The 23064-nt window shown below is 50.2% G+C and carries 26 protein-coding genes, 3 pseudogenes and 1 other annotated feature; of the genes and pseudogenes, 11 read left to right on the top strand and 18 right to left on the bottom strand.

Annotated elements, in window-relative coordinates:
* Positions 1 to 9: 9 nt before the first annotated feature.
* From N1249_RS12420 to N1249_RS12400, 5 genes and pseudogenes are all read left to right on the top strand, one after another.
* Positions 10 to 555 (top strand): hypothetical protein, encoded by a 546-nt coding sequence (locus N1249_RS12420; RefSeq protein WP_259829653.1) that lies wholly within the window; start codon positions 10 to 12, stop codon positions 553 to 555.
* A gap of 10 nt (positions 556 to 565) precedes the next feature.
* A complete protein-coding gene (locus N1249_RS12415; RefSeq protein ID WP_259829652.1) occupies positions 566 to 1918 on the top strand; it encodes an adenylate/guanylate cyclase domain-containing protein in 1353 nt (450 codons plus the stop codon).
* Between the two features lie 68 nt (positions 1919 to 1986).
* A pseudogene (locus N1249_RS12410) lies at positions 1987 to 2151 on the top strand (phage baseplate assembly protein V); the annotation flags it as partial.
* Between the two features lie 26 nt (positions 2152 to 2177).
* Positions 2178 to 2378, top strand: a pseudogene (locus N1249_RS12405) (hypothetical protein); the annotation flags it as partial.
* Positions 2379 to 2420: 42 nt separating this feature from the next.
* The gene (locus N1249_RS12400) at positions 2421 to 2642 is read left to right on the top strand and encodes a DNA-binding transcriptional regulator (RefSeq protein ID WP_259838108.1); all 222 of its coding nucleotides are present in this window, start codon (positions 2421 to 2423) and stop codon (positions 2640 to 2642) included.
* Between the two features lie 80 nt (positions 2643 to 2722).
* On the opposite strand, the gene N1249_RS12395 is transcribed toward N1249_RS12400, so the two are convergent.
* The 3 genes from N1249_RS12395 to N1249_RS12385 form a co-directional block, all read right to left on the bottom strand.
* Positions 2723 to 3295, bottom strand: coding sequence for a hypothetical protein (locus tag N1249_RS12395; protein ID WP_259829650.1), 573 nt, complete (start codon positions 3293 to 3295; stop codon positions 2723 to 2725).
* Between the two features lie 323 nt (positions 3296 to 3618).
* On the bottom strand, positions 3619 to 4296 hold the full coding sequence (gene catA, locus N1249_RS12390; protein WP_259829649.1) for a type A chloramphenicol O-acetyltransferase: 678 nt from the start codon (positions 4294 to 4296) through the stop codon (positions 3619 to 3621).
* A gap of 230 nt (positions 4297 to 4526) precedes the next feature.
* The gene (locus N1249_RS12385; protein WP_259829646.1) at positions 4527 to 5438 is read right to left on the bottom strand and encodes a LysR substrate-binding domain-containing protein; all 912 of its coding nucleotides are present in this window, start codon (positions 5436 to 5438) and stop codon (positions 4527 to 4529) included.
* 177 nt (positions 5439 to 5615) lie between these two features.
* On the opposite strand from N1249_RS12385, the gene N1249_RS12380 reads away from it, so the two are divergent.
* Positions 5616 to 6392 carry an SDR family NAD(P)-dependent oxidoreductase gene (locus tag N1249_RS12380; protein ID WP_259829645.1) on the top strand — a complete coding sequence of 259 codons (777 nt, stop codon included), beginning with the start codon at positions 5616 to 5618 and terminating at the stop codon, positions 6390 to 6392.
* Between the two features lie 31 nt (positions 6393 to 6423).
* Here N1249_RS12380 and N1249_RS12375 read toward each other — a convergent pair whose 3' ends face one another.
* Both N1249_RS12375 and N1249_RS12370 read right to left on the bottom strand, forming a co-directional pair.
* Positions 6424 to 6720: a YciI family protein gene (locus N1249_RS12375; protein ID WP_259829644.1), complete on the bottom strand. Its 297-nt coding sequence runs from the start codon at positions 6718 to 6720 to the stop codon at positions 6424 to 6426.
* 1280 nt (positions 6721 to 8000) lie between these two features.
* The gene (locus N1249_RS12370; protein ID WP_259829642.1) at positions 8001 to 8267 is read right to left on the bottom strand and encodes a hypothetical protein; all 267 of its coding nucleotides are present in this window, start codon (positions 8265 to 8267) and stop codon (positions 8001 to 8003) included.
* A gap of 90 nt (positions 8268 to 8357) precedes the next feature.
* Between N1249_RS12370 and tonB the strand changes: the two genes are divergently transcribed.
* A complete protein-coding gene (gene tonB / locus N1249_RS12365) occupies positions 8358 to 9083 on the top strand; it encodes a TonB system transport protein TonB (RefSeq protein ID WP_259829640.1) in 726 nt (241 codons plus the stop codon).
* A 38-nt stretch (positions 9084 to 9121) separates the two neighbouring features.
* Here the strand turns inward: tonB and yciA are convergent, their stop codons facing one another.
* From yciA to N1249_RS12345, 4 genes and pseudogenes are all read right to left on the bottom strand, one after another.
* On the bottom strand, positions 9122 to 9517 hold the full coding sequence (gene yciA / locus N1249_RS12360; RefSeq protein WP_014070524.1) for an acyl-CoA thioester hydrolase YciA: 396 nt from the start codon (positions 9515 to 9517) through the stop codon (positions 9122 to 9124).
* 104 nt (positions 9518 to 9621) lie between these two features.
* Complete coding sequence (locus N1249_RS12355; RefSeq protein ID WP_014070523.1) at positions 9622 to 10161, bottom strand: septation protein A; 540 nt, start codon at positions 10159 to 10161, stop codon at positions 9622 to 9624.
* 57 nt (positions 10162 to 10218) lie between these two features.
* Positions 10219 to 10962: a YciC family protein gene (locus N1249_RS12350; RefSeq protein WP_259829637.1), complete on the bottom strand. Its 744-nt coding sequence runs from the start codon at positions 10960 to 10962 to the stop codon at positions 10219 to 10221.
* Positions 10963 to 10987: 25 nt separating this feature from the next.
* Positions 10988 to 11164, bottom strand: a pseudogene (locus N1249_RS12345) (YkgJ family cysteine cluster protein); the annotation flags it as partial.
* Between the two features lie 275 nt (positions 11165 to 11439).
* Here N1249_RS12345 and ompW point away from each other — a divergent pair.
* Positions 11440 to 12075 carry an outer membrane protein OmpW gene (gene ompW, locus N1249_RS12340; protein WP_259829636.1) on the top strand — a complete coding sequence of 212 codons (636 nt, stop codon included), beginning with the start codon at positions 11440 to 11442 and terminating at the stop codon, positions 12073 to 12075.
* A 55-nt stretch (positions 12076 to 12130) separates the two neighbouring features.
* On the opposite strand, the gene uspF is transcribed toward ompW, so the two are convergent.
* The 3 genes from uspF to yedE form a co-directional block, all read right to left on the bottom strand.
* A complete protein-coding gene (gene uspF, locus N1249_RS12335; RefSeq protein WP_259829632.1) occupies positions 12131 to 12565 on the bottom strand; it encodes a universal stress protein UspF in 435 nt (144 codons plus the stop codon).
* 149 nt (positions 12566 to 12714) lie between these two features.
* The gene (gene yedF, locus N1249_RS12330) at positions 12715 to 12948 is read right to left on the bottom strand and encodes a sulfurtransferase-like selenium metabolism protein YedF (RefSeq protein WP_166715534.1); all 234 of its coding nucleotides are present in this window, start codon (positions 12946 to 12948) and stop codon (positions 12715 to 12717) included.
* Positions 12945 to 14156, bottom strand: coding sequence for a selenium metabolism membrane protein YedE/FdhT (gene yedE / locus N1249_RS12325; protein ID WP_259829630.1), 1212 nt, complete (start codon positions 14154 to 14156; stop codon positions 12945 to 12947). The genes yedF and yedE overlap by 4 nt, the downstream gene beginning before the upstream one ends.
* A gap of 204 nt (positions 14157 to 14360) precedes the next feature.
* Here yedE and N1249_RS12320 point away from each other — a divergent pair, with 204 nt between their 5' ends.
* Positions 14361 to 14699 (top strand): SMR family transporter, encoded by a 339-nt coding sequence (locus N1249_RS12320; RefSeq protein WP_259829628.1) that lies wholly within the window; start codon positions 14361 to 14363, stop codon positions 14697 to 14699.
* A 39-nt stretch (positions 14700 to 14738) separates the two neighbouring features.
* On the opposite strand, the gene trpA is transcribed toward N1249_RS12320, so the two are convergent.
* The 6 genes from trpA to trpL all read right to left on the bottom strand — a co-directional run bounded on the left by trpA (position 14739) and on the right by trpL (position 21412).
* On the bottom strand, positions 14739 to 15548 hold the full coding sequence (trpA, locus tag N1249_RS12315) for a tryptophan synthase subunit alpha (protein WP_259829626.1): 810 nt from the start codon (positions 15546 to 15548) through the stop codon (positions 14739 to 14741).
* A complete protein-coding gene (trpB, locus tag N1249_RS12310; RefSeq protein WP_014070512.1) occupies positions 15548 to 16741 on the bottom strand; it encodes a tryptophan synthase subunit beta in 1194 nt (397 codons plus the stop codon). The genes trpA and trpB overlap by 1 nt, the downstream gene beginning before the upstream one ends.
* A 10-nt stretch (positions 16742 to 16751) precedes the next feature.
* Positions 16752 to 18110, bottom strand: coding sequence for a bifunctional indole-3-glycerol-phosphate synthase TrpC/phosphoribosylanthranilate isomerase TrpF (trpCF, locus tag N1249_RS12305; protein WP_259829624.1), 1359 nt, complete (start codon positions 18108 to 18110; stop codon positions 16752 to 16754).
* 3 nt (positions 18111 to 18113) lie between these two features.
* Complete coding sequence (gene trpD / locus N1249_RS12300; protein WP_217186596.1) at positions 18114 to 19709, bottom strand: bifunctional anthranilate synthase glutamate amidotransferase component TrpG/anthranilate phosphoribosyltransferase TrpD; 1596 nt, start codon at positions 19707 to 19709, stop codon at positions 18114 to 18116.
* A complete protein-coding gene (locus tag N1249_RS12295; RefSeq protein ID WP_014070509.1) occupies positions 19709 to 21271 on the bottom strand; it encodes an anthranilate synthase component 1 in 1563 nt (520 codons plus the stop codon). Before N1249_RS12295 ends, trpD begins: the two co-directional genes overlap by 1 nt.
* A gap of 25 nt (positions 21272 to 21296) precedes the next feature.
* Positions 21297 to 21391: a sequence feature (Trp leader region), on the bottom strand.
* The gene (gene trpL, locus N1249_RS23265; protein WP_106993556.1) at positions 21368 to 21412 is read right to left on the bottom strand and encodes a trp operon leader peptide; all 45 of its coding nucleotides are present in this window, start codon (positions 21410 to 21412) and stop codon (positions 21368 to 21370) included. (Overlaps the previous feature by 24 nt.)
* Positions 21413 to 21551: 139 nt before the next feature.
* Between trpL and rnm the strand changes: the two genes are divergently transcribed.
* Both rnm and N1249_RS12285 read left to right on the top strand, forming a co-directional pair.
* Positions 21552 to 22433, top strand: a complete 882-nt coding sequence (gene rnm / locus N1249_RS12290) for an RNase RNM (protein ID WP_259829615.1) — start codon at positions 21552 to 21554, stop codon at positions 22431 to 22433.
* Positions 22430 to 23050, top strand: coding sequence for an L-threonylcarbamoyladenylate synthase (locus N1249_RS12285; protein ID WP_014070507.1), 621 nt, complete (start codon positions 22430 to 22432; stop codon positions 23048 to 23050). Before rnm ends, N1249_RS12285 begins: the two co-directional genes overlap by 4 nt.
* The last annotated feature ends 14 nt before the right edge of the window (positions 23051 to 23064 follow it).

The raw sequence follows: 23064 nt of genomic DNA, 5'->3' as shown, positions 1-23064 counted from the left end.
GGGGGGGGAGTGCACAAATTTAGTAAGGAAAGTGAAGCAAGTTTAACTAAAAAAATTGAGTTGATGATAAAGGTTATCATTCGAACTGATTCTTATTTAAATTCTGCAAATACTAAATCAACCATTTTGCTTAGCCTTGCTTCAGCTCTAATTGTTGCATTGTCGGTTAACTATACAAAAGTTCTCGAGTTGGTTAAGGTCGAGGGAGATAAGACTTTCTTGTCTGCATTATTTGTTATTATTCTTTTTCTTTTAATAGCTTCAGTCTTGTATTCGTTAAGGGGTATTACCCCCTATATTAACCCTAGTGTAAGAAGCAACACATTTTCATTTGTAGACATAGCAAAAAATTATGAAGATCTAGAAGAGTATAAAAAACATTTTAAGACAGATAGTGATTTTGATTTTCTTAATCAACTTATAGCTTTAAATCATAATCTTTCTAAAGCGTTGATCTCAAAATATGAAAAACAGATCACAGCTATTACCTTTATTGAGGCTGCTGCGTATGTGCTTTGTTTTTCTATTTATATGATGATTCTATCAAATTGTTAAGAGGGATTTTATGTCAATCAAAAATATATATTCAAACTTAGAAAAAAGTTTGGGTAAAACAATTTCCGATTCTAAGTATAGGTGGCAGAATGAATCGCTCATGGATTCTGCTATGGATTCTGTGGTGGGAGTGGAAAGCTCTAGGAAGTCTTATGATTTTGTAAAAAGCACTGCTGGCCTTGAAAGTATGCAGCTCAGCACGGAAAGTCAAGGTTATGGGGTCAAAGAAATAGTTCGACATAAATTCGGCAAGCATGGGAAACTGATGTCAAGCTTTGGGTGTCATCCTGATTTTGACGGCATGGAAGAGGGTGAATTAAGGAATGGTTATTCAGTTACGCTTTTTATGGATATTATCGGTTCAACAAAGTTAGGAGTAATCTTCTCACCTGAAACAGTATTCAAAATAAAAAATGATATTATTAGATGTGCTATTGAAACCGTAAACTCATTTGATGGCCATGTTCATAGAATCATGGGGGATGCTGTCATGGCATTCTTTAGAAGTGATATTTACAAACAGAATGGACGGATTGCTGATAGTGCCATTGACGCAATAAACTGTGCAACTTTTTTGATTCAAATGTTTAAAGATGTTGTTATTCCTAAACTGAATGAACTAGGTGTGGATGAAAATCTAGGCATAAGGATTGGAATTGATTATGGAGCGGATGAGCAAGTTGTGTGGGGCAAATACGGGTATATGGATAGTCAAGAAGTGACTGCCACTTCATTTTTTGTTGATGTTGCAGCTAAACTTCAGCAAAAAGCTCCTAAGAATTCTATTATGATTGGGGATAGTCTCGCAAAGCTTCTAGGTTTCGATGATAATCAACTCTCAATCAAAACTAAATTAAAAGGTGATGAGGTTGTTAATGTGAAATACATTACTCCGAATTATCGAGATGCTAGTGGGAAACCGATAAATTATAAGCAGTTTGTTTTGAATAATGAATATTACTGTAAATTGCTCCCGACTTCAGAAGAAAATGATGAATTACATGTTAGAGCGAGTTTGAAAACCAACAAGGATGATGTTTCAGATGATGAGTATTATCCATGCTCAAGAGTCATCAAAAAAGGAATGGGCATATCCTTTAAAGGTTATTTTTACTCGCAAGTAGCCTACTCGAATCCACGGTTCAGGTTCAGAGTCGTCAATACAGGTATTGAAGCATCTGAAGCAGAAAACAATGGAAATCATGAAGAATATGAAGATGCCAGGTATTCAGAAGGACGCTATTTTGCAAAGCACTGGGAGGATACCTCCTACAAAGGACTTCACCACATGCTCGTCTCTTTTTGGGATGGCGAACGATTAATTGCAAATGAAAAATGTTTCTCTGTATTTATTAACGATTAAACCGAGAAGATTCTAGCTGATTTGTTTTAAGTATTCTCGTTGTACCAAGCACCATAAAATTACAAAGGATTGCCGCTGGCCTTGCCCGGCGGCATCCTTTCTCCATGAATAATTTAAACTCTCTGCAAGAAATCGCACGCGCGATCCGAAACCTCATCCGCGCCGGCATTGTGAACGATATCGATCTCGACGAGGTGCTTTGTCGTGTCCAAACCGGCGGGATGCAAACCACCTAGCTGAACTAGCTCACCTGTCGCGCCGGTCAGATTTACTTATCGAAACGCCGGTTGCGGTGAGAAGCTTTAAGCGCGTAATAAACGAGCTGGCATGGATTATTAGCTGTCTTAACGGGAGCGGCTACACGACAGGCTTAGTGCTTGAGGTTAAGGTTTCGGATGTGGAGTACGAAAGCGAGGAATTAGATAAAAGTGACTTGAGTATTTGTTACATAAGGTGTTAATGGCTAAAATTAATGCATCGGAAACTTAAAGAAGTGCTCGCTATGTTTCACTGCCCAAAATGCCATTTCGCCGCCCACGCTCGTACAAGTCGCTATTTTTCTGACATGACCAAAGAGCGCTATCATCAGTGCATAAACATCAATTGCAGTTGCACGTTTGTCACGACCGAATATCTTTCGAGATTTATAGTATTCCCGGGTGGGGTAGTGCCTGCGCCGCCACATCCAACAACGTCAGGCCAGCAACAAATCCATTGGATGTGAATAATATAATAGCCCCCCTAATTCAGGAGGGTTATTTGCTTAATACGTTAAATATATAATTGGCTTTATGAGGCATTGAGTTACTTAGTCTTCTGTGGTGTTGTTTGGTTTTTTGCATTGCTTACAGCATTGTCTAATATTTTTGAAAATAATTTAGCAAAATCGTTCTCATTAATAGCGTTAGAGCCGTAACTCATACAGAGTGCAAAGTTTGATGATAAAACATAGAGCGATGGAGACATCTCATCATCTTTATTTAATAGTATAATATTAGAATTGTATTGTTTTTCACCACCGGTAGTAATTGTTCCTTTCGGGATCGGAACTGCGATATTACCCTTACGTATTTGTGTCAAAGCCTCAGCAGCCTGAGCTGGGAGGGTGCAAAGCACAGGGTGCTGATAGTTTGGGTCATCTTTTCTGTAAAGAACATATGACAAATTGTCAGTTGGACTAGTAAGAATTAACTTGCCCTGAAGTTTACAGTCAGTGATGTATTTTGTTTCACCATTACTTCCCGTGTATAGACAGTTTGGTGAAGATTTATTGGTGATGGCAGTAATTGAAGATTTTTTTTCTTCTGTATTTTTACAAGCACTTAAAAACAAAGTCGCAAGAAAAAAAACTGCGAGTGCAATGATATGTCTGCGCATTGTATTGTTCCTTACATTTGGGTCTTTAATAATTATTAGATGTGCAGTAAAAAAACAAATTGAAACTTATGTATCAATTTTTCAGGTGCAAGTCACCTAATCGCAGTAGGAAAGAATATTTCCCAACGTTTGCTGTTCAGAAAATGAGAACGTCTTTGATCAAGTTTTTGAGCGCTGAAATCGGTCAAATTGAAGCCCTGCATCGCAGGGCTTCTTGTATCGATGCGGTCAATATGTGGGCGCGGCATAAAATAAATCCTTTTATTTCATTATGTTAAAGAGTTTGAAAGACTCCTGAGGGAGCCTTTTTAACCTATACAACATCAACCATCAATTCCCACTGACTGACCTGGCAAATCATCACACATCTCTTGCAACTCATTGAACATTCGTGCCATATGGAAACCATCGCACACGGAATGGTGGATCTGAAGGGCGACTGGCAACAATATTTTTCCGTTTTGTTCGTAGTATTTTCCCAGCGTAAACATCGGGGCGAAAAAGTTTTTCATATCAGCAACGGTGATATTAAAACTGGTAAAGGTTACCCAGGGGATCGCCGATACGAAAAATATATTTTCCCGCGACTCTTCCTTAGGCCAGTACGCAAGGTTATCACCATAGCGCGCCATGTCTTCTGAATAAACGTTCTGGAAGTGATGAATATTGCCATCGTAGTGGCTCCATAAAGACGAAAAAGTCTCCGTTTCCTTATGGAAAATCGTATAGTTTGGATGTACTTCATTCCAGATAACTAACTCATTGTTTTTCATCGCCATACGGAATTCGGTATGGCTGTTTACGATTTTAGAAAGGAGGAAAATCATCGTAGGGTATAATTTCCAGCCAGCTTCTTTGATATTTTTAAGCAGGGCAGTAATGTCTATCAGCACCGTCTGGTTAATAGTGCTCTGAGCAAAGCCCTGAAATACCTCAAAATGTTCCTTTCTGGCCCAACGAGATAAGTCAACAGGGGTAAATTCCGGGATTATTTTTTTCATTTCTTACCCTTTGATTAGCAATAACACATCAAATGTTAGCCTAAATTATTTCTCATGAATGACGTTACTCTACAGGTCATGAGCCGTTTTGATCATAAACGAGATTGCGAGATTAGCGCATCCTTATACAGGAAGGAAGTGAGTGTTAACTATTTAATTTTTAAGATAATAAAAGTAGATTTTCCAACCTAAGCAGTCGTCGAAAATTAGCGCATGTGTGAGGTTTTTCTTCACCCGCCGGAAAGCACGTCCTGCACGAGCCAGTCATGAAAGATTTTAACCTCACCGCGCATCACGGCGTGTTGAGGAGTGACGACGTAATACGACCATTTTAGCGGCCAGCGATGGGCGGGATGCAGCTGGACAAGCTGGCCGGTCTCAATCAGCTGTTTCACCAGGGCATGACGGACAATCGCGACGCCACGGCCACTCAGCGCCGATAAAATCACCGCCGAGGTTGAGTTAATGTGCAGGCCGCTTTCCTGTGCCGCAGGCGCATTGACAGCCTTCAGCACATCATCCCAGGAGGGGAAGTCCGCGCCGGGGTGGGGCGTGTCGTCATGAATGAGTTTTTGTGTGGCAAGCCAGTCGCGACAGGCAACTTTTTCGGGGGGCACAAGGCGCGGGCTGCACACGAGGATCGCCTCTTCATCCATCAGCCAGGTTTTGTTAACACCTTGCCAGTCTCCCAGGCCACAACGGACACCAATATCTGCCTCGCCGTGTGAGACATCCATCAGTTTCTCCGTCACGTTCAGACGCAGGTCGATGTGCTCATGGGTTTCCGAGAAGCGATTTAAACGCTCCATGAGCCAGTTCATTACCAGCACCTGAGACGCCGTAATCACCACAACTGAACGGGCCCGGCGACCGCGCAGTTTGTTCAGTCCCGTTTCCAGTTTATCCAGCCCCTGCGTGATGTCCTGTAGTGCATCTCGGGCTTCATCAACCAGTGTGAGGCGCTCTTTGCCACTGCGTGTACGGTGCAGCAATGGGTGGCCGACCCAGTCCTCCAGGGAACGAACAAGCTGACCTACGGCGGCTGGCGTTACTCCCATTTCCTGAGCCGCGCCGGTAAAGCTGCCATGACGCGCAGTTGCTTCGAAAGCCTGTAGCCATTTTAGTCGGTTAAGGGAACGCATGTATGATTCCTGGTAATCAGATTTCCCGTCAGTATACGTAATCGACAAAGATTTTCTTTCTTGCAAGGTAATTTCTTCTCAGTCGTCAGTATCGCGCCGTACTGGCATTCTGGCCTCACCCGATGAGACCGGACGCGTCTCATCAATACCATTCAATTGATTTCAAAGAGGTGAGCGATGAACGCACTTTTTTCCGGTAAAAAACTGTTAGTCGTTGGCGGGACAAGCGGCATGGGGTTTGAAACTGCGAAGCGTGTTCTGCAAGGTGGTGGCAGCGTGGTGCTGGTGGGTAATCGTCAGGATAAAGCCGAACAGGCTCGCCAGGCGCTTTCAACGGTGGGCAACGTGTCAATTATCGTGGCAGATCTCATGACAGAATCAGGTATGAAACACGTGGTTGATAAGCTCAATGCCGGGCATAAAGATATCAGCCTGCTGGTGAATGCTGCGGGCGTCTTCTTTCCGAAACCCTTTACCGAACATGGGCTGTCCGATTACGACATGTATATGAGTATCAACCGGGCCACGTTTTTCATCACCCGCGATGTTGTGCGCAACATGATCGATGCCGGTATTAAAGGCGCTGTGGTGAATATTGGCTCTATGTGGGCGCAGCAGGCTATCGGCGCGACGCCGTCATCCGCTTATTCTATGGCGAAGGCAGGGCTTCATGCACTGACGAAAAACCTGGCGATTGAACTGGGTGGTAACGGTATTCGCGTTAACGCAGTCTCACCTGCGGTGGTACATACGCCAATTTATGAAGGATTTATCCCTAAGGACGATGTTAAAGCGGTGATGAACAGCTTCGACAGTTTCCATCCGATTGGCCGGGTAGGGACGCCAGAGGATGTCGCTGAAACCGTTGCTTTCCTGCTCTCAGATAAATCAGGCTGGGTGACCGGAGCCATCTGGGATGTCGATGGCGGTGTTATGGCAGGGCGAAACGCGTAAATAAAAGGCTCCATCCGGAGCCTTTAGTGAATCAGAACACTTTCTTAAACGGACGCACGGTGACTTTTGCGTAAACGCCAGCCGCCACATACGGGTCAGCTTCAGCCCAGGCTTTGGCCGCTTCCAGAGATTCGAACTCCGCAATAACGGTTGAACCGGAAAAACCTGCCGCGCCAGGATCGTTGCTGTCTACTGCGGGCATTGGGCCCGCGGTCAATAAGCGGCCTTCATCGTGTAACAGCTGTAAACGCGCCAGATGGGCAGGGCGTACAGAAAGGCGTTTTTCCAGGGAATCAGCTACATCTTCTGCATAAATCACATAAAGCACGGCGGAGCTCCTTAACCAGTAAAAGTGGCAATTACGTTATGTGAAAGCACAATTGACTGCAATGTAAAGATAACGACAATGTTAAAACCCTGATCTGAATGCGCCTTTTTTGGCCTCTCATGCGCTTAAATCGCGCGAAGACAAAGTGTCTTATTGAATATGATTGCTATTTGCATTTAAAATCAGGGTCTGGTTTTTTAATTCTGATGATTATGACTTCGATGATTATTGAATGGAGTCTATTCGGTTTCGATTTTTTACTCTTCGATCACAAAAGAAATCACTGATAACAGTAAGTTAATCCGTAGTATTATGCGTGAAGTAAATTGTTATTGGGATACGCCCAGTAATCAATTTCTAACATCGAAAACACGGTTCCGAATCTGGGCGGTTGGAAATTCGTATGCCACCAGAGTTGTTGGAAATCCTTTATGCCGGAGTTAATGACAGGTTCAAAGTTTCGTGGCGTTTCAGTGCTGCATCTTTGAGTGGATCGGTAAAATCTCTGTCAAAGCTATGCAGGAAGGCTTGAAAGGGGGGCACGGTCGCTGTAGGTGTGATTGCATAACTAATTACAACCTATTTGATTGGCTAATTTTTGTGTTTATGTACTGATTTACCAGACAAAATTCTGAAAATGACAACATCAAGTGATAAGGAAAATGAGTGATGTTTTTTAAATTAGATCCGCTGTTCGTTACCAGCTTTTTGCTGTGGTTTTTGATGATTTGCATTATTGGTTACGCTGTGGAGCATAAGTCTAAATACCCCGCGATTGGATTTACATTCAAACTGATTGGAACATTATTGACTTCGTTCTGGTTGATCGTTTTTGCTTTGAAAGAGTTAGGTCTCGTCACATACAGCTTTTAATTTTTAGTAGCTCGGATACGAATGAAGAGATTTATCCATTAAAGCCTCTTAATACCAGGCTGTATAAAAATAGTACTCATTACAAAGCATAAGGAATGTACAAGAAATGAGCGATGGTAGTGTCGGGAATTCTATAAAAGAAGCCCTTCAGGATAGACTTACAAACCCGCTATGGGAGTTCATCCTTCGTTGTTGGAGGGGCTTGTAAGTGACGCGAAAACAATAACATTCCTTATTAATTCGGCTCAAAGAAATAATTTTTTATTTCTCGCTGGTTCAGGCCGTCAAGTTCGATTTGCAGTTTCTGCCGCTGGTGATTAAGTTCGTATACCTGCTCTTTTAGCTCTGTCACATCATCAAGTTTGAGAGTTATAGGTGGAAAGGTGCAACGACCGTCAGGAACGTTGTTACAGCGATAGACGTCCTGGTAACTGTTCTAAAACGGTATGGCCTGAGGGATAGTTACCATCCTGAATGTTTTGCAGCATTCGACCAAAATCACCTTTTAGATGGGCCATGGTAAGCCGATTGGCCTTCATCCATGAATTCATCGACAATTTTTGCATCTGGATGCTTTTTAACCAGCTGGCGAAAAGTTCTTGTTGGCGGCGTATAGAATCACCGCGCTCTTGTGGCTTACTGCTGAATCGAAGGTATGTTATTACCTGGCGCATGGTGGTACACTCTGACGCAAATGATTATCAATTAGCTAAAAGCCTATTAAATGTATGTCTTATGCTACAATGCCGAATAGCTCAAATACAATGACCCTGGATTTACCTCGCCGCTTTCCCTGGCCGACGTTGCTTTCTGTCGTTATTCACGGTGCTGTTGTGGCGGGTCTGCTCTACACCTCGGTTCATCAGGTTATTGAAATGCCAGCGCCCGCGCAGCCTATTTCTGTGACCATGGTTACGCCAGCAGAGCTTGAGCCGCAGGTCGTTACGCCGCCGCCACAACCGGTTGCTGAGCCGGAACCTGAGCCAGAGCCAGAGGTTGTCCCGGAGCCGCCGAAAGAAGCGCCGGTGGTGATCCACAAGCCTGAGCCGAAGCCTAAACCCAAGCCGAAACCAAAGCCGGTGAAAAAGGTTGAAGAGCGTCCAAAACGTGAAGAGCGCCCTGTTGAGACGCGAACCACGCAGCCGGTTGCAAACGCCGCGCCAACGCGTGCCGTGGCCAACAACACGCCAGCGGTAGCAAAACCGACGCCAGCCGCACCTGCAGGCCCGCGCGCATTGAGCCGCAACCAGCCGCAGTATCCGCAGCGCGCCTGGGCATTGCGTATTGAAGGGCGTGTTCGCGTGAAGTTTGACGTTACGCCAGATGGCCGCCTTGATAACATCGAAATCTTATCTGCGCAGCCTTCGAACATGTTTGAACGTGAAGTGAAAACCGCCATGCGTCAGTGGCGTTACGAACCGGGTAAACCGGGTAGTGGATTGATTGTGAATATTGTGTTCCGCCTGAACGGCGGGGCAAAAATGGAATAAAAAAAGCCTCCAGAACGGAGGCTTTTTTTTGTCTGGCATTAAATTGCAGGTAGCTGGCGGGGTTTCCCCTGGCTATCTACTGCCACATAAATAAACAGCGCCTCGGTCGCTTTATAACGCTGACCGATAGGCTCGGAAGAGACTTTTTTCACCCACACTTCAATGTTGATCGAAATTGAGCTGTTACCACGCTTCACGCAGCGTGCATAACAGCAGACGACATCACCCACGGCAACCGGGCGCAGAAAAGTCATCCCGTCTACCCGAACGGTCACCACGCGCCCGTGAGCAATCTCTTTTGCCAGGATTGCGCCGCCCATATCCATTTGTGCCATCAACCATCCACCAAAAATATCGCCATTGGCGTTGGTGTCTGCGGGCATTGCCAGTGTGCGTAATACCATTTCGCCCTGAGGGGCGTCATTTGTTGTCATTGTTTTAACTCGTAACTGAAGACTTCAGGCGGGATGCTACTATGATTTTCGGCTGGTGAGAATAGACCAGAACGCCCGTGGGGTGAGCGTTCTGGTAAAAACTGTCAGTGCTTATCGTCCTGCGGCATGTGGCGGTAAATATAAACACCGCTTAAGAGCGTAAAAATAAGCGTCAGGGCGGTCAGGCCGAAGACTTTGAAGTTGACCCAGATATTCTGTGGCAGCCAGAAGGCGATGTAGATATTGGCCAGCCCACAAAGGATGAAGAACACCGCCCAGGCGATATTCAGTCGGGACCATACTTCCTGCGGGAGCGTCAGCTCTTTACCCAACATACGCTGGATCAACGGCTTTTTCATGACCCACTGGCTGATCAGGAGCGCGCCGGCAAACAGGGCATAAATGACCGTCACCTTCCATTTAATAAACTCATCGTTATGGAAGAACAGGGTTAGCCCGCCAAACACGGCGACCAGAACGAACGTGATCAACGCCATTTTCTCAACTTTGCGATAACGCACCCAGCTGTAGATAAGCACGATAGCGGTCGCGACGATCAGCGCCGTTGTGGCGGCATAAATGTCGTAAAGCTTATAAAACGCGAAAAACACGACAAGGGGTAAAAAATCAAGAAACTGCTTCATTCTGTGATTCCATCTTCTTCGTTGAGCCGGGTACAGCGACATACCCGGCCATCAGGATTACTGACGAATTAACATATACAGGCGGAACAGGTAGACCAGCAATACGGCTGAAATCAGGTTGCTCAGCGTATTCGCCACTACCGCGCCAACGTTTGGCGTGAGTACGGCAAAGTTTGGTGCAAACAGCAGCAGAAGCGTTTTGGCCAGCAACCAGCCGATTACCGCTGGAGCAACCAGGCGCATATTAGACCATGCCAGTTTTATGCTGCTGCGCATAGCGACGAATATTCCCATTTTATCCTGCACAACCATCACCGGTGCGAAGGAAAGAACAATCGCCAGAAGTACGCCAGGCACAACAACCAGCATAATGCCAATCTGAACCAGCATCGTGGTTAAAAAGATAAGGATGAACAGCTTCGGTAAAACAGGTGCGCTGGCGCCGATAGCGCGCAGGGCGCTAACACGCTGTCCCGCAGACACCAGCTGGATCATCAGCAGAACCCCGCCTGCAAGAATAGCGTTGCCAATCAGGCCGGAGAAGGTTGAGGCCGCAGATGCCCGCAACAGGATTTGCTGCTGTTCGGGAGTCATGTTTTGCACCAGCTCAAATAAGCCCACGCTGCCTGCAAGATTGTCGCCCTGACTCAGGCTGGCAATCTGGTCATCACTGGGTGAAAACGCATGGCCAAGCACCACCGTGATAAACGCACATAGCAACGCTATCAGTAAAAAGGTAATGAACTGATTGCGGAAAAAATTCCCCGTGTCACGGTAGACAGACTTCGCCGTGATAGACATGCACTCTCCTTGAGTATTGCAGGTGTTAATTAGCCGGCAATTGTACACCGGATAAGACTGCGGTGGCAGCATCAAGCCTTGTATGGAAAAGCATATCTTTGTAAAGAGGAGGTAATCCGTAGCGTGCCTTCGCCCGATGACAGACCTCTTTGCCCTGCATATCCTCCCTCGACATTGAACATTCCCGGCAGGGTGTCGGTACACCTGCGAATAAGAACGCATCAAATCAAATGATGAAACAGCTAAATTATCCAGCCGCTGAAAAGAGAGCAAGAGGGGAAAATCAGAATATTTTGGCGCTGTGAAATGGCAAAAATTGACTTAGAGACGTGTTACTCCTTTCTGATTAGTTATGAAAAATTAACTCAGATCAATGAATGTTAACTTACTGGTTTTTATGTGATCTGTGTTAGATCACTTATTACTCATTTGTGAGTATATTCTGCCCCGAAATAAAACCACAACGATGGAGCGGATATGAAAAAATTAGCGGTGGCAGCCCTTATCTTAAGCAGTATCTCTGGCGGCGCGTACGCGCATGAAGCAGGCGAATTCTTTATTCGTGCAGGTTCGGCAACGGTTCGACCAACGGAAGGTTCCGATAATGTGTTGGGTAAACTGGGGGGCTTTAACGTCAGTAACAACACCCAGTTGGGCCTGACATTTACCTATATGGCGACCGACAATATCGGGGTAGAACTGTTAGCAGCAACGCCATTCCGTCATCACGTTGGCACCGGGCCTACCGGTAATATCGCTACGGTTAACCTGTTGCCGCCAACCTTAATGGCGCAATGGTATTTTGGCGATGCCAGCAGCAAGGCGCGTCCTTACATTGGCGCGGGCGTAAACTACACAACCTTCTTTAACGAGAAATTTAACGATACCGGTAAAGATGCGGGCCTTTCGGATCTCAGCCTGAAAGATTCCTGGGGCGTGGCGGGGCAGGTCGGGCTGGATTACCTGATTAACCGCGACTGGCTGATCAATATGTCCGTCTGGTATATGGATATCGATACGGACGTGCGCTTTAAAGCGGGCGGCGAACAGCAGAGCGTTAGCACCCGTCTTGATCCGTGGGTCTTTATGTTCTCGGCGGGTTATCGTTTCTGAGTATCACAACCACCTGCCTGGCAGGTGGTTGATTTACGCCTTGCAGCACAGCACTTCATCGAACAACCAGCACCGGACAGGTGGCATGACGCACAACAACTGCCGCATTTGACCCTAAAAGATAGGTCGAAATATCAGGGCGATGAGAGGCAATAATAATCAAATCAGCACGGATGGAATCCGCCAGTTTCAGTATCTGATCTTTAGGTGAGCCAGAAATGGCATGGGTATGCACTTTGTCTGCGGGCAAGTTGAACTGTTTAACCACCTCATCCAGCTTCGCTAACGCGTGCTGCTGTATCTCCGCCAGTCTCGGCGTTTCAATCGAATAAGCCAGCCCCAGCGACGAGTAATAAGGTAAAGAAGGGATAACCGTCAGAAAATGCACGCTGGCGTTGTCGATTGCTGCGTTCGCCTGAACATAGGGGATCACCTGATGAGTCAGGCGGCTTTCGGAAATATCAAGAGGAACCAAAATGGAATGGAACATGCTGCACCTCCTGTTTGTTTTTTGTCCGCTTTAAGTTTAGCCCCGGTGAAACATCACCGGTGAGATTAGCGAGCAAAATGGGAGGCAGAGCGTTTTTTCAGGCGATGTCTGGAACAGGTCAGTGCGCCCCTGAACGGGGCGCGACGGGATTATTTCTGAATCAGATAGCGAATGGTTGGCCCATCCTGTTGAATATCCAGCACCGTATAGCCGTGGTTTCTGGCATCCAGAGGAATATTGTTAATGGATTGCGGACAATCGCTCACCACTTCCAGAATTTCCCCTTTCTTAAGCTGAGGCAGGGCTTCAAGCGTAGCGACCGCCGGATAAGGGCAAGGCTCGCCCACCATATCCAGGCGGTAGTCAGGCACAATCTCTTTCATACGATAGTCTCCTGGGTTTGAGTTTTCGTGGCTGTACGGCGAAAGAAGCGCTTTTCCTGGGCGATAACCAGCAAAAATGCAATCAGCAGCAGGGCGTAGGTCACAAGCAGACCGCCGAGCGGGCCGAAGGTGTTCAGCAGGTTTACCTTGTCCCAGCTGGTTGCCAGAACCGGGGATAAATCATCCCAGAAGTACGCCAGCACTGTAGATCCAATTACGTTGCCCAGACCAACCCACCAGTAATGCACCTGGCCTTCTACCGCACGATACATCCAGCCCGTTTCACAACCACCGGCCAGCACAATCCCGAAACCAAACAGTAAACCGCCGATCACCGCATTGGGGCCAGCCCACATGATTTTCGGTTCAACGCCGAGCTGCACGTAGCTGAAAATACCGATGGCGCTGACCGCCATCCCGGCAATGATGGCTTTTGCCATCATGGTACGGCCGGTTATCCACATATCGCGAAACGCAGAGGTGAAGCAGATCTGCGCACGCTCTATCAGTAAGCCAAACCCAACGCCGAACAGCATTGCCAGGCCCAGTTTCGGCTGGTTAAGGGCGGTGCATAATCCCCAGGCCAGCATGGCGAAAAAGACCAGCATCCCGAGTCGAAAGCGACGGCGTGCCTGAGCGGGTTTTTGCGTCAGCGGTGAGGCGGCACTGACTTTGGTCATTTTCACCGGAATGCGGAAGAAGGGCAGCAGCGTAAAGCGCGCGCCAAAGTAAGAGCCAATGGCCGTTGCCACGGCAAAGAACCAGGCGTGAAGTGAAAACTGTGGAATACCGGTAAAGAAAGCGGCCAGGTTACAGCCCATTGCCAGGCGCGCGCCAAAGCCGGCGATAATACCGCCCGCGACGGCCTGCATAATGCGGATCCGGCTTTTCGGCATTCGTAGCTTCACGTTATTTGCCCACAGCGCGGCAGCAAAACAGCCCCCGAACATGCCGATAATCATCATCCCGTCGATACGAGTCAGGGGCGTACCGTCCAGATGAATCAGCTTAAAATAGCCCCACTCTTCGGTATGCACGCCCGCAAGCTGTAATAATTGCCCACCCCAACGGGTAAACTCACCCGTTACCGCCCAGAAGGTGCCGGTGATCCCGAAATAGTAGGTAGAAAGAATGCCCGCGGCGATAACCGCCGGAACCGGTGACCAGAACTTAACCAGGTAAGTCTGTTTGAAATGATGCCATGTCATGACTATGCCTCTGAACTCAGAAGGTAAAAGACAGCCGCCAGGCTGAAAAAGAGTCAGGGATCATACGCCGACGCCAGTATTTGAAAAGCCAATAAGACTCAAAGTATCGATACGATCAATTTTGACCTCCCCCCAAAGACTTCTCTGAACCGTCATAAAAGCGCTTTATAATGTCGGGTTTGCTGGCTTTTTACTGAGGACTCTATGAACCAACAGGCTGTTCTTTTTCTGGCGATTGCCATTGTGATGGAAGTCATTGCCACCACGGCACTCAAGCTTTCGGATAGCTTTACGCGTCTGTTGCCGAGCGTGGTGGCTATTCTGGGGTACTGCATTGCCTTCTGGTGCCTGACCATCCCGATGAAAAGCATTCCTACGGGGATTATCTACGCTATCTGGTCCGGGGTGGGTATCGTCATGATCGGCGCGGTTGGCTGGCTGTTTCTGGGGCAAAAACTGGATTTCCCGGCCATGCTGGGGATGTTGATGATTATCGGCGGGGTGGTGGTCATTAATCTCTTTTCGAAAAGCGTGGTCCACTAAGGATACCCGTCTGGCAGCGAGCCAGACGGGGGATACCGATTACGCTTTACGTGTAGCGGCTTTCATCGCAGTCACGAAGGCTTTCAGTTCGGCCAGCATCTGCTCTGGCTTATCAACGTTCTTCTCGATGATTTTCACAATCGCAGAGCCTGAAATGGCCCCGGCAGCCTGGGCATCAATTGCCGCAGTCACCTGCTCTGGTGAGGAGATACCAAAGCCTTGCAGCGGAGGCGCTGCGTGGTATTGCGCCAGTTTTTCCACCAGATGATGCAGCGGCAGCGCTGCTTTGTTCTCGGCTCCGGTTACGCCTGCACGGGAAAGCAGATAGGTGTAACCACGGCCGTAAGAGGCAATCTGGCGCAGCAGTTCGTCATCGGCATTTGGCGGGCAGATGAAAATCGGCGCAACGTTATGCCGCATTGCCGCCTGGCGGAACGGGGCAGACTCTTCAACCGGCACATCCGCAACCAGCACGGAATCAACACCCACGCGGGCGCATTCGGCATAGAACTCATCAATACCGCGGTTAAACACCAGGTTGGCATACATCAGCAGGCCAATCGGGATTGTCGGGTGTTTCTGACGAATAGCAGCCAGCATCTCAAAGCACTGGGTTGGCGTTACGCCCGCTGCAAAAGCGCGCAGGGTCGCATTCTGAATGGTTGGGCCATCTGCCAGCGGATCTGAGAACGGGATCCCCAGTTCCAGCGCGTCGGCACCAGCTTCTACCAGGGTGTCGATGATTTTCAGCGACTGCTCCGGGCCAGGATCGCCAAGGGTGACGAAGGGAACGAACGCGCCTTCCTGGCGGGCTTTCAGTTGTGCAAATGCGTTTTCGTAGCGTTCCATCAGATTTCCCCTCGTGCTTTCAGAATATCGTGAACGGTGAAGATATCTTTGTCACCGCGACCGGAAAGGTTAACCACCAACAGCTGCTCTTTTTCCGGGTTTTCTTTCATCATTTTCAGCGCGTGTGCCAGCGCATGAGAGGACTCCAGCGCCGGGATGATCCCTTCGTGGCGACACAATGTTTTAAATGCTTCCAGCGCTTCGTCATCGGTAATAGAGACATAATCCGCACGACCGATGCTGTTCAGATACGCGTGCTGTGGCCCAACGGACGGGAAGTCAAGGCCCGCAGAGATAGAGTAAGACTCTTCAATCTGGCCCTCATCCGTTTGCATCATCGGGGATTTCATACCGAAGTAGATCCCAACGCGGCCATGCTTGAGCGGCGCGCCGTGTTCACCGGTTTCGATACCATGACCGGCAGGCTCAACGCCAATCAGCCCTACGCTGGTGTCGTCGATGAAATCTGCAAACATCCCGATGGCGTTAGAGCCACCGCCCACGCAGGCAATCACTGCATCCGGCAGGCGTCCCTCTTTGTCGAGGATCTGGGCTTTGGTCTCTTCACCGATCATGCGCTGGAATTCACGTACGATAGTCGGGAACGGATGCGGACCCGCCGCGGTACCCAGCATATAGTGCGCGGTGTCATAGCTGCCAGACCAGTCGCGCAGCGCTTCGTTACAGGCATCTTTCAGCGTGGCAGAACCGCTGTGTACCGGGATCACTTCAGCACCCATCAGACGCATACGGAACACGTTCGGCGACTGGCGTTCAACATCTTTCGCACCCATGTAGATGCGGCATTTCAGGCCGAGTAGGGCGCTGGCAAGTGCCGACGCCACACCGTGCTGACCCGCACCGGTTTCGGCGATGATTTCGGTTTTGCCCATGCGCTTGGCGAGCAGCGCCTGACCCAACACCTGGTTGGTTTTGTGCGCGCCGCCGTGCAGTAAATCTTCACGCTTAAGGTACAGCGTGGTTTTTGTGCCTTCGGTCAGGTTACGGCACTTGGTCAGCGCCGTCGGGCGGCCGGCATAGTTTTTCAGCAGGTCGGTAAATTCAGCCTGAAATGCCGGATCCTTTTGCGCGCTCACGAATGCTTCTTCCAGCTGGCGCAGCGCAGGCATCAGGATTTGCGGTACGTACATACCACCGAACTCACCAAAATAAGGGTTTAGTAATGTCGTCATCTTCTCTTCCTTAATATGCACGCAGAGTTTTAAATACCGAGGCCAGCTTGCTGGCATCTTTGATACCCGGTTGGGACTCTACGCCTGAATTGAAATCGAGGCCGGCACAGCCGGTTTTCGCCGCTTCCACACAGTTATCCGGGCTCAGCCCCCCTGCCAGCAGCACGTTGTCCAGCACTTCACCATTCAGCAATGACCAGTCAAAACGCTGGCCTGTACCGCCCTGGCCGTTGTCGAGTACGTATTTATCAACATTATTCAGATTACGCGCGGGCAGGGTGTCGCCTACGCTCTGGGCTTTCCAGATTTGCACCTGTGGCGCCAGAACTTCACGCAGGGCATCGATGTATGCCTGGTCTTCGCTACCGTGCAGCTGGACTGCGCTCAGCGATAAGGTTTCGGCTTTCGCAGCCACATCAGCAATATCCGCGTTACGGAACACGCCCACGTAGCTGAGTGGTGCCGCCGCAATAATTGCACGTGCCTGTTCGACGGTAACGGCCCGAGGGGAGGTGTCGACGAAGATCAACCCGCCGTAAATTGCACCGGCTTCACAGGCTGCCTGCGCATCCTGTTCACGGGTTAAGCCGCAGACTTTGTTTTCCCCAAGCAGCACGCGGCGCACGGCGGCGTTGAGATCGTCATATGCCATCATGGCGGAGCCAATCAGGAAGCCGTTGGCAAAATGGCTCAGCTCGCGCACCTGGGCATAAGTGTTAATTCCGGATTCGCTGATAACCGTCACGCCGGAACCGAGGCGCGGCGCAAGCTGGCGCGTACGGTTGAGGTCAATGGACAGGTCTCGCAGGTCGCGGTTGTTAATGCCAACCACTTTGGCTTTCAGCGCAATGGCGCGTTCCAGCTCTTCTTCGTTGCTCACTTCGGTCAGCACGCCCATGTTCAGGCTGTGTGCCACGGCAGAGAGCTGGCGATACTGTTCGTCGTCAAGCACGGAGAGCATCAGCAGGCAGGCATCGGCCTGGTAAAACCGCGCCAGCCAGATTTGGTACGGGTCGATAATAAAGTCTTTGCACAGGATCGGCTGCGGCGCGATGCCGCTGACAATCGGCAGAAAATCAAAACTGCCCTGGAAATATTTCTCATCCGTCAGCACGGAGATGGCTGACGCATGATGTTTGTAGACGCCTGCAATGCGTGCAGGATCAAAATCATCACGGATAACGCCTTTCGACGGAGAAGCTTTTTTGCACTCCAGGATAAATGCGGTGCGCGCACCCTGAAGGGCATCATAAAAACGGCGGCTGCTTGGTACGACATCATTCTGAAAACTGGCAAGCGGCTGCTGCTGTTTGCGTGCTTCTACCCAGATGGCCTTATCGGCAACAATTTTCGCTAAAACGGTCTGCATTCTTTACCCTCTCGCCGCAAGTGCGGTAACGCGATCGTATGCTGCACCAGAGCGCAGTACGTCCAGAACTTTTTGTGCGTTGACCTTCAGGTCTTCCTCACCGTGTAAACGCATCAGCATGGCAACGTTGGCGGCAACGGCAGCCTCATGAGCGGACTCACCTTTACCTTGTAGTAAGCGCGTCAGAATGTCACGGTTTTCTTCCGGTGTGCCGCCTGCCAGCGCTTCCTGGCGATAGGGCACTAATCCAAAGTCTTCGGCTTCAAGCTGGTAGCTCTGGATTTCACCCTCGCGCAGCTCTGCAACCAGGGTTGGCGCATGAAGAGACACTTCATCCATACCGCCGCTGTGCACGACTGCGGCACGCTGATAACCCAGCACGCGCAAGGTTTCGGCAATCGGCAGTACCAGTTCCGGGCTGTAAACGCCAATCAGCGCCAGCGGCGGATGCGCCGGGTTAATCAGCGGACCCAGCACGTTAAACAGGGTGCGGGTTTTCAGCTGCTGGCGAACCGGCATCGCATGGCGGAAACCGGTGTGGTATTTCGGGGCAAACAGGAAACAGACACCCAAATCATCCAGCGCTTCACGGGAGCGTTCTGCTTTCATGTCCAGGTTGATGCCAAAGGCCGCCAGTAAATCAGACGACCCCGAGCGGCTGGATACGCTGCGGTTACCGTGTTTCGCCACTTTCATTCCACAGGCTGCCGCCACAAATGCGCTGGCCGTGGAGATATTAATGCTGTTACTACCGTCGCCACCGGTGCCGACGATGTCGGCAAATGGATAATCAGGGCGCGGGAACGGTGCTGCGTTTTCCAGCAGTGCGGTTGCTGCGCCGGCGATCTCCTGCGGACTTTCGCCGCGGACTTTCATGCTGACCAGCGCTGCTGCTAGCTGTTCAGGTTTCAGTTCACCGCGAACCACGGCAGAGAAGAGCTGGTGGCTTTCCTGCTGGCTCAGCGTCTGCGCCTGGTACAGTTTTTCCAGAATCGGCTGGAGCGTATTGGTTTGCTCCAGTTTCTGTAACGCCCAGTCGAGGGTCTGTTCCAGCAGACGTGCGCCGTTGGAGGTCAGAATTGATTCCGGGTGGAATTGCAGGCCGCAAACGCGATCCGCATCGTGGCGCACTGCCATCACCATGCCTTCAAAAGAAGCGTTAATCGTCAGCCCTGCCGGGATATTGCTGCCAACCAGCGAGTGATAACGCGCAACCGGCAGCGGGTTTGGCAACCCGGCAAACATCGCCTGGCCGTCATGTTCAATGCTGGAGGCTTTACCGTGCAGAATTTCACCGGCCTGGCCGACATACCCGCCGTAAGCTTCAACAATTGCCTGATGACCAAGACAGATGCCGATGATCGGCAGCTTGCCGCGCATCCGGGTCAGCAGCTCTGGCATACAGCCTGCTTCGCTTGGCGCGCCAGGCCCAGGGGAGAGCATCAGCACCGGGTTTTGCATGGTGCCCAGACGCTCAATCAGGGTCTGCGCTGGCACATGGTTACGGTAAATAACAACGTTGTGGCCATTTGCACGCAGCTGATCTGCCAGGTTGTAAGTAAAGGAGTCGATATTATCGAGCAGCAGAATGTCAGCCATCAGAAAATCTCCTGTGCATGGTGTGCGGTAGCAATGGCGCGCAATACCGCGCGAGCTTTACTGCGAGTTTCGTCAGCTTCAGACTGCGGAACGGAATCCAGAACGATACCTGCGCCTGCCTGGACGGTGGCAATGCCATCTTCCACATACGCAGAGCGGATAACGATGCAGGTATCGAGATCGCCGTGAGCGGTGAAATAACCCACTGCGCCGCCATAGCTACCGCGACGGCGGCCTTCGGCTTCAGCGATAAGCTGCATGGCGCGAACTTTTGGCGCACCGCTCAGGGTGCCCATGTTCATGCAGGCGCGGTAGGCGTGAAGCACGTCCAGGTCGCTGCGCAGTTCTCCGACCACGCGGGACACCAGGTGCATCACAAATGAATAACGGTCAACTTTGGTCAGGTCAGCGACGTAGCGGCTGCCTGGGGTACAAATACGCGCCAGGTCGTTACGCGCCAGGTCAACCAGCATCAGGTGTTCGGACAGCTCTTTATGGTCGGTACGCATCTCCAGCTCAATACGGCTGTCGAGATCGCGGTCAAGCGAGCCATCCGCACGGCGGCCACGTGGGCGGGTTCCGGCGATCGGGTAGATCTCAATCTGGCGGCTGGTGGCATCGTATTTCAGGGAGCTTTCCGGAGAGGCGCCAAACAGGGTGAAATCATTGTCCTGCATAAAGAACATGTATGGGCTCGGGTTGCTCTTTTTCAGCACATCGTAGGCGGCCAGCGGTGACGGGCAAGGCAGCGAGAAACGACGGGACGGAACAACCTGGAAAATTTCACCGGCGCGAATCGCTTTTTGCATCTGGCGCACGACGGCACCGTACTGATCGTCAGTCTGATTAACATCGCATTGCATTTTTTCCACGCGCTGAACCGGCAGCACAGGAGGCTCTTCGGTCAATTGCTGCTGAAGTTGCGCGATACGGTGATCAAGACGTTTCTTTTCAGATGCTGACGGTGTGAACAGGCTTGCCTGAATGCGGGTGTATTTTTTCTGATGGTCGATCACCAGCAATGTTTCGGCCAGATAGAAGCAGTAGTCCGGGCAGCGGTTGCCTTGTTCGGTTTCCGGCAAATCTTCAAAACCCGCGACCAGGTCATACGCAAACAGCCCGCCAAAGAACATGGCTTCACGTTCATCTTCAGGCACGGAAACCAGATTTTGCAGCAGACGGAAGGCATCGAACACGGACAGGGAGCACAGGCGAGCGTCTTCATCCAGCAACTGGCTGACCGGCGGGAAATGCAGCACACGCATTTCTGGGTGATGTTCATTCTCGATGCCAGCAGGTAGCGCGGCATCCAGCAGAGGCAGCAGGGATGCACCGTTGTCAGATAACGCTTTAATGGTGACGGTGTCACCTAACGCGGTAATGCGCAACGCACTGTCGACCAGCAACAGGCTTTTGAGATCGTCTTTGCTGTCGATATCCGCTGATTCCAGCAGCAGGGTGGCCGGACGCGCACCGCACACCTGATGAAACAGCGCGGTAGGGTTATGGCGATAGGCCGCCTCGCAGGTCAGCAATTCGAGGTGTGGTTTGGCTGTTTGCATGATGTTCTTCTCATTTATTCTGTTCAAAAAAAAGCCCGCTTTAGCGCGGGCCTGGTATCTGTTTGCATTTCGCAGACGAGTGACACTGCCCGATAATCAGGAAGTGCGCCACCAACCATGCAGAGTGAAATGTGCTGTCATTTTCAGATACCTTTCTCGTGTGAACTTGCGTACTAGTTAACTAGTTCGATGGCGTGTTGTCAACCCTTGATTTCAGAATTTCGCGGCAAGCCGTTATCATAGGCCTCTGAGATGTTATTAACCTGTGATGGGAAGTGCTTTGAGCGATACCACCTACGCCGTAATTTATGATTTACACAGCCACACTCAGGCTTCTGATGGCCTGCTGACGCCCGAAGCTCTCGTCCACCGTGCCGTTGAAATGCGTGTTGGCACGCTGGCAATAACCGATCACGATACAACGGATGCCATTCCTGCGGCGCGGGCCGAAATTGCCCGCAGCGGTTTACCGCTAAACCTGGTTGCTGGTGTGGAGATTTCAACCCTCTGGGAAAACCATGAAATTCATATCGTTGGCCTGAACATCGATACAGAACATCCTGCAATGTGCGCATTTTTGCAAGAACAAAAAACGCGTCGAAACCTGCGTGCAGAGATGATTGGCGAGCGCCTCGAAAAAGCGCATATCCCGGGGGCGCTGGAAGGAGCTCAGAAGCTGGCGAACGGCGGGGCTGTTACGCGCGGACATTTTGCCCGTTTTCTGGTTGAGGCCGGTAAAGCCACCACCATGGCCGACGTGTTTAAAAGATACCTGGCGCGCGGGAAAACCGGATACGTTCCGCCACAGTGGTGTACAATAGAACAAGCTATTGATGTGATTCATCATTCTGGTGGCAAGGCAGTGCTGGCCCATCCTGGGCGGTATAATCTTTCTGCTAAATGGCTGAAAAGACTGTTGGCTCACTTCGCCGAGCGCGGAGGCGACGCGATGGAAGTCGCACAATGCCAGCAGGCACCCAACGAGCGTTCGCAGCTCGCGACCTATGCCCGCCAGTTTGGGCTTCTTGCGTCACAGGGCTCTGATTTCCATCAGCCTTGTGCGTGGATCGAACTGGGGCGCAAGCTCTGGCTCCCCGCAGGCGTAGAGCCTGTCTGGCAGCTCTGGGAACAGCCAAAGCAACTTGAAGAGAGGGAAGTATGAGTCAGTTTTTCTATATTCATCCAGATAACCCGCAACCTCGCCTGATTAATCAGGCTGTGGAGATTGTCCGCAAGGGGGGCGTTATCGTTTACCCGACCGATTCTGGTTACGCGCTGGGCTGCAAAATTGAAGACAAAGGGGCGATGGAGCGTATCTGTCGCATTCGCCAGCTGCCGGACGGCCATAACTTTACGCTGATGTGCCGCGATCTCTCTGAGCTGTCGACCTATGCTTATGTTGATAACGTGGCGTTTCGTCTGATCAAAAACAACACACCGGGTAACTACACTTTCATCCTGAAAGGGACAAAAGAGGTTCCGCGCCGTCTGTTGCAGGAAAAACGTAAAACCATCGGGATGCGCGTTCCTTCGAACCCGATTGCGCAGGCGCTGCTGGAGACACTCGGCGAGCCTATGCTCTCCACCTCGCTCATGCTACCTGGCAGCGAGTTTACCGAGTCCGACCCGGATGAAATCAAGGATCGGCTGGAGAAGGTAGTAGACCTGGTTATTCACGGTGGATACCTCGGGCAGCAGCCGACTACCGTGGTTGATCTGACTGACGATGCGCCGGAAGTGATTCGTGAAGGCGTGGGTGATGTTAAACCTTTCTTGTAAAGGTGTAAGCAGCT

Origin of the sequence: Enterobacter sp. CP102 (genome assembly GCF_025152625.1) — a bacterium.
Classification (GTDB): domain Bacteria; phylum Pseudomonadota; class Gammaproteobacteria; order Enterobacterales; family Enterobacteriaceae; genus Enterobacter; species Enterobacter soli.
This window is presented reverse-complemented; position numbering and strand designations above follow the sequence as displayed.